Below are 6,452 nucleotides of genomic sequence, written 5' to 3'. Positions count from 1 at the left end.
CTTCATCACGTATACTTCGTTGAGAAGCAACGCAAACGCCAAAGGCACACCGAGGTTAAAGATGATTTTTAATGTTGAAATGACCAATGTATTCCATATGACTTGACGAGCGTCTTCATATTCAAACATCGTTTTAAAATGCTCGAGACCAACCCAAGGAGAACGCAAAAAGCCAAGCCAAGGCTCATAATCTTGAAAAGCCATGACCAGTCCTAGCATCGGAACATATTGAAAAATCAACACAATGATGAGGGCAGGAAGCAACATAACATGCAACTGCCACGTTCCTCTTCTTTTCTGAACTCTCTTTGCTTCCACCGCTGTTGTTTGTCTTTTGACATCGACGGCCGACTGCATACCCGTTTCCTCCTTTCGGCGTCATCTCTTGAAAAAACAGGTGCGGACATCGATGTAAATTCTCTTTCACGATTCACCCCTGTCCGCACCCCACCATCGTTGAAACCGCTACTTTGCTCCTTTTACCGATTGATACCATTCATTCACTTCTTTTGTTATTTGTTCGCCTCCAGATTCTTCCCATTTTTTCACGAAGTCATCAAATGCACTGAGCGGCGCCCGTCCGTAAATGATGTTGGCAAAGGTTTCACGTTCCATTTTCGTCAAAAACTCTCCGCGTTTTTGCATCGTTTTAGTGGGCGGGCCTGTAAACTCGTTTTCAATGCGGTATTGATTTTGTTGGTTGACGATTGTAGCCGCTTTCATAAACGACTCACCTAAAGATACAATTCGTGTATACTCATAGGCGTTTTTCGGTTGACGCTTCGTTGTATACAACTCCTCGACTAGATCATACAGCATGTACGGAACGGTCGGAATGGCTTCCGTAATGAAATAAGCCCCTGGATCCAATCTTCCTCCTGGAATTTCCTTGTCATCATAAACAGGCTTGCCGTTCTTCATCACATAGTCATAACCTTCCGCCAACCCGTATTTAAAATATTTCGAGTCATTATACACATAGGCGTATGCTTCATCTAAGTATTGGAAGAATTTATCCATATGTTTAAAGTCTTTGCTGAACAAAAACATGCCTGTAACCAATCCCTCGCCACGCCGGCCGATTTTGCCATCCGGACCACTCGGCAGTGGGTATGGTTCCACAACGGCTCCTGGATTATTTTTCAACGCATCTGCGATTGGCCATCCAGCAGCCCAAGGAGGAGCAGAAATGATTCCAGATTTTCCAGCGACAAAGCTTTTGATCGCCGTCTGTTCGTCCAAAATGCCAACTTCTTTGTCCAAGTATCCTTTTTCATACCATTCATTCAGCTTAGCCAACGCTTTTTTCATAGACGGCTGTACCGATCCATAGACAAGCTTCCCATCTTCGCCTTTTGACCATGAACCAGGTTCATAGTTGCCATAAGCACCGAAAATAAAGCTTCCGTCGGCCAACCAAGTCGCCAATCCGTTTTTGCTGGCCAGCGTCAAGCCAATCGTATCCTTTTTCCCATTGCCGTCAGGGTCTTTGTTGACAAACGCGTCCATGATTTTTTCGAGATCTTCGATTGTTTTAGGTGGCTGAAGACCTAACTTATCAAGCCAGTCTTTGCGAATCCAAAGCAAGGAGTCAGAACCATTGCCTCCAGAGAACCGTGGAATTCCATAGCGTTTTCCATCGACAGTCGCCGGATAAAACGCTTCCGGAAATTGCTCATAAATCTTTTTCAATCTCGGTGACGCATATTTCTCAATCGCTTCATCGACTGGCATTACTTTTCCAGAACGAATTAAATCATTGATCAACTGTCCGTCTGACACTTTAAATACGTCAGGCAGTTTCTGTCCGGATGATAAAGCTAAGCGAATTTTATTGTGATACTGTTCATCGTTTGGAGCTGTCCACAATGTTTTCCATTTAATCCCCAATTCTTTTTCCGACCATCGTGTGATAGGATTGTTGTTCAAATCCTCTCCCTCTCGAAATTTCGTATCATCCTTTAATGTGCGGACAGTTGTAATGGTTACAATGCCATTTTTCTCTTTTGAATCTCCAGACCCGTTGGACGAAGAAGATTGGCTGTCCGTACATCCCGCAAGCATTCCAACCGCCAGTGCAGTTGCGGTTAAAGCCGCAAACGCTTTTTTTAGCATATTTCTCCCTCCAATCCCATTGTCTCAAAATCCCCCTTGGCTGCGATCACATTCTTTTTGATGATAAAGAAAACATAACGATTCCCTGTCTCAATCCCCCCTTTCAAGGTCTTATTGAGAAAGCGATTTCAACCGATCGAAATCCAACTCCTAACCACTCCACAAACATTCTAGTATACTAGTTTGAAACGACGCATCCTACAAAATGGCTGTAATGCCTTCCTCATGATTCCAGCCAAACAGAAGAATGAATTCTTGGTTGACATCCCTGTTCATATAGTCAAGATGTCAATCAGCTTCATGATTTGCCGTTTGCTTTTCTGCTACTAGTATAACTAGTATACTAGTTACACCTTCTATTATAATGAAAAGTTCATTTACATTCAATATTTTTCTGAAATCTTTTAATTATTCACGAAGAGAGGAACCCTTATTTTCTGCTCCCTCTTCGCCGCAACGTGAAGCAATATCATCAGACACTCACTGCCCTCCAAAAAGCTGGTTTCGGTTTATGCTGTTCATCGAACAAAAGCGGCCAGTTTTTTCTCCCGTGCACTGGAAAGTTATCGAGCCATGTATGGTCATCAGCAATTCCCCAAAATGTGACACTTTGAATAACATCGCGATACTCCTTAAACAAAGCAAAAATTTGCCCATACCGTTCTGCTTGCTGTTCGATCATTTCGTTCGTCGGGACAGCCAAATCGGTTCGACGATCGTGAAATTCAAACATGGATACATCGAGTTCCGTAATATGAAGAACAACACCAAGGGACGCATACCGTTCAATCGCCGCACGAATTTCATCAAGCGACGGGCGGGTCAGGCTCCAGTGCGCCTGCATGCCGATGCCGTGAATGGGAATTCCTCTGTCACGCAAAGATTTCACTAGTGTATAAATTTTCTCGCGTTTTTCCGGAAAACATTCATTATAGTCGTTGTAAAACAGCAACGCCTCTGGGTCTGCTTCATGGGCATAAAGAAACGCCTGCTGAATAAAATCATCGCCGATGATTTGTCGCCACGTTGAGGAGCGCAGCCATTCGCTCCCCTCATCGGCGACCGCTTCGTTGACGACATCCCAACAATAGACTTTCCCTTTGTATCGCTGTACAACCGTGGAGATATGAGATTTCATCCGTTCCAGCAACACATCTCTGCCGACGAAATGCCCTTGGCTGTCTTGAAACACCCAGCTCGGGGTTTGGTTATGCCACACGAGCGTATGTCCGCGAACGGCCATGTGATGAGAACGGGCGAAGTCGATGATTTGATCGGCGATGTCAAACGTAAACCGCCCCTCCTCTGGCTGAAGATGTTCAAACTTCATATGGTTTTCGGCGGTAAGGCTGTTTACATGGCGGATCAACAGCGATTGTTGGGCTTCTAGCGTCACTGGATTGACTGCTGCCCCGATGCGAAAATCATTGGCAAACACTTCGCGAAGGGACGGGATGGATGAGCACATCGTTATTCTCCCTCCTCAAGCCACAAAATACTTGTCACGCCGCGCGGGTAGTATTTGCTGCCGCTGATTTCGCCAGCGATAATTTGGTCGCTCCAACTCCAAATGGAGAGCGTCGGATGCGTGAGCCACGCAACATGAGCCGCATCAGCTCGTTTTCCTTGTTCATCCCATTCCCACCCTAAAATGCGGCGGGCAATAAACTGGCATAAGTAAATTTTGCTCAACCACGAGTTGTTGCTTGTCGAGGAAATTTTCCATCCCCCGTCCGGGAATAGGCAAATTCCTTCCCGCAACACATATTGCAAATGTTGTCGCAGTGCACGAATATAGTCTCCAAAACGTCCGTCTTCTCTTAACGCCTCATGGCAGTTCGTAAAGTAAGGAAACACAAGCCCCTCAATAGCCGGAATGATTTTCGAGTCATTTCCTTCTCCCATCACGGCTGGGATATACCCGTCCTCCGTCACGTGACTGACAATCGTCGCGACGCATTTTTCCGCCTGCTCCCTTGCCAATGCAGCCAGTTCTTCTTTGCCGACATCGCGGAACAACTTTTCGAGCGCCACATAGGCAGCCCAACATTTTCCTGCCAAATATAAATTGTTGCGCGCTTGGCCAAGAGAAACATCCAAACTATCATACGTTGTGATTTCCGCTCCACCCATCGTGCGGGTGCTGTCAAGCCCCATCACGCCGTTCCGCTTTTCTGGATCCGGATGATCGCGGCGCACCATGCTTTCGAGACATTGTTCCAAGATCGTAAGCCGCCGGTCGCGCCATGCCCAGTCTTTCGTTTGTTCGATGTATACCGCTGCGCAAAGCACCCAGTTGACGAGCTGTTCGTGCGTCATATGTGAAAAGCAGCCGCTGATCCCGTATAGCTCATATGACGAGTAATGCGGGCGTGAGAACGTGTTGGCGACTCCCATATCGTGAGTGAAGCTGATGCCGCCGGGGTATTCCGTCTCATCTCCTGGGAAACGGACACGATCCTCATAGCTGTAGCGCTCGACATAAAAGTCAAGCACATTTTTCACCGTCCACGGATTCATTTTCAATTCAAAAAAGAGCTGGTCGACGGTGAGATCAAACGTATTCATCATCCGGTACTCGCCTTCATTGACGACCCAAATCGGCTTTCCTTCATGCTCAAGCAGCTGTGTATTGCCATAGTAGCTACGGATCGCGTGCGCCATCATAAACTTTTGATCATCGGAGAGCCATTCTTTTTCAATGAGTTCATTCGAACGGAACGCCTGCTCTTTTAACACCTCGGCCTGCTCTAACGCATAAAGACCGACTTCTTCGATATTATGGAAGAAACGGGTGTAAAAATAAGAGGCATCCATTCCCGCCGTCACACAACCCCCACGATAGAAGCAAACAGCAAATTGATACGTTTTCTTTTCTCCCGCCGGCACATCCGCAATTAATGCACCGACTTTCCCGAGCCCAAACGTCCAGTTTTCTTCGAGAGTCGCCGTTAAGATATCCTCCATGCTAAAATGCAGTGCTGAACGAACGCCCTCATCCTTGGATGCAATGCCCAAAATCCGCCCTTGACCGACCCCGCGCAGCTGCGGGCATGTATCATCGATCCGCCGCATCGAGGTATACGGGTCAGTGCCTTCGAATCCGAAAAACGCCCGTCGTGTTCTTGTTCCGTTCGTATTATCGATCGTCATCTCGACAATGACAGCTGGGACCAACGCCAACTTGAGTTCTTCCTCGGCCGCTGTTTCGGGATCAGGCACCGCCTTTACCGGCGAATAAATCGTAAACGTTAAATCCCCAGCTTTCCATGTATCCGTTGCCACACAGAATTCGCGCTTGATCTCCTCTTTCGCAAACGGGATGAGAATGTTTGGTTTTTGCGGATTCGGATCAGGATTTTCAATGTCATATCGTTTGCTTTCATCCTCGCCTGCTGTTTCCGCGAATGGAAGGATATGATACAGCCCCGGCTCATGCGGCGACTCAACGCCAATAAAGACATTTTGCCGTGGCGGTCGGGCAAGTTCCAAGTCCAGTCCTCCGCTTTTTCCCGGAAACCCTAGCGTAAAGCTGGCAAACGCCCCAACCGGCGAGTGATGGGCGTTGAAAAATACATTGGTTGGCATGAATAGCTCACTCTCCCCTTTTCTTACTATGCATGCGATCAATCATCAGAGCATCAGAGAACTGCTACTTTTTCATCTGCTTCCAGCTTGCAGCTCCAACAATTCGCTGACCGTGACCAATTTGTAACCTTGCGAATACAATTCGGATACGAGTATATTGACAGCCTCGATCGTTTGTGAACGATCTCCGAATCCGTCATGAAAGAGCAAGATGCTCCCGTTTTTTATATGGGGGCGACTCTTCCGAACAATATAATCAACTCCTGGTTGTTCCCAGTCTCGGGCATCCGTATTGAGCGCACCAATCATTTGGTAGCCGAAATGGTTGCACATCGAAACAACAGTTGCATTGTAGTCAAGATAAGGAGGACGGAAAATCGTGGGCTTCGCTCCAGTCATCTCGGTAATGATGGCATCCGTCCACTCCATTTCTCTCAAAGCCTCATCTTCCGTTAGAGAAGTGAGGTTAGCGTGAGAATACGTATGATTGCCAATTTCATGCCCTTGCGCCTTGACCGCCTTTACAACTTCCGGATGCTTCTCCATCTGGCTTCCGATCATAAAAAAGGTCGCTTTTCCAGATACTTTCTCCAATATCTCCAATACGTTCAATGTATAAACCGGATTCGGTCCATCATCAAACGTCAGGGCGACCAATTTGTGCGGCGTCTCTACATGTTCAATCATTCCTCTATCTTTCCTCCATTGATTCAAATGATGCCAAATCGATAGACCGTCGTTGATGCTCG

General features: G+C 46.9%; 4 protein-coding genes and 1 pseudogene. All 5 read right to left on the bottom strand.

Translation table 11 applies throughout. The features are described 5' to 3' along the window. Window positions 1–357: pseudogene (locus VU18_RS16055) on the bottom strand (sugar ABC transporter permease); the annotation flags it as partial. 108 nt (window positions 358–465) lie between these two features. Continuing rightward, window positions 466–2,115: an extracellular solute-binding protein gene (locus VU18_RS16050; RefSeq protein WP_021321576.1), complete on the bottom strand. Its 1,650-nt coding sequence runs from the start codon at window positions 2,113–2,115 to the stop codon at window positions 466–468. Window positions 2,116–2,587: 472 nt separating this feature from the next. Continuing rightward, window positions 2,588–3,583, bottom strand: coding sequence for an endo-1,4-beta-xylanase (locus VU18_RS16045; protein WP_021321575.1), 996 nt, complete (start codon window positions 3,581–3,583; stop codon window positions 2,588–2,590). A 2-nt stretch (window positions 3,584–3,585) separates the two neighbouring features. Beyond that, the gene (locus tag VU18_RS16040) at window positions 3,586–5,703 is read right to left on the bottom strand and encodes a glycoside hydrolase family 52 protein (protein ID WP_047758517.1); all 2,118 of its coding nucleotides are present in this window, start codon (window positions 5,701–5,703) and stop codon (window positions 3,586–3,588) included. A 72-nt stretch (window positions 5,704–5,775) separates the two neighbouring features. Next, a complete protein-coding gene (locus VU18_RS16035) occupies window positions 5,776–6,390 on the bottom strand; it encodes a polysaccharide deacetylase family protein (protein ID WP_020279013.1) in 615 nt (204 codons plus the stop codon). Between the last annotated feature and the right edge of the window lie 62 nt (window positions 6,391–6,452).

Source organism: Geobacillus sp. ZGt-1 (genome assembly GCF_001026865.1).
In the GTDB taxonomy this organism is placed as follows: Bacteria; Bacillota; Bacilli; order Bacillales; family Anoxybacillaceae; genus Geobacillus; species Geobacillus thermoleovorans.
The sequence above is the reverse complement of the archived record's forward strand: the minus strand, read 5'-3'. Positions and strand labels throughout refer to the sequence as shown.

Bases quoted from the DNA above. Each gene is read 5' to 3' on its own strand.
- VU18_RS16040 (WP_047758517.1), bottom strand. From the start codon at position 5,703: ATGCCAACCAATGTATTTTTCAACGCCCATCACTCGCCGGTTGGGGCG.
- VU18_RS16045 (WP_021321575.1), bottom strand. From the start codon at position 3,583: ATGTGCTCATCCATCCCGTCCCTTCGCGAAGTGTTTGCCAATGATTTT.
- VU18_RS16035 (WP_020279013.1), bottom strand. From the start codon at position 6,390: ATGATTGAACATGTAGAGACGCCGCACAAATTGGTCGCCCTGACGTTT.
- VU18_RS16050 (WP_021321576.1), bottom strand. From the start codon at position 2,115: ATGCTAAAAAAAGCGTTTGCGGCTTTAACCGCAACTGCACTGGCGGTT.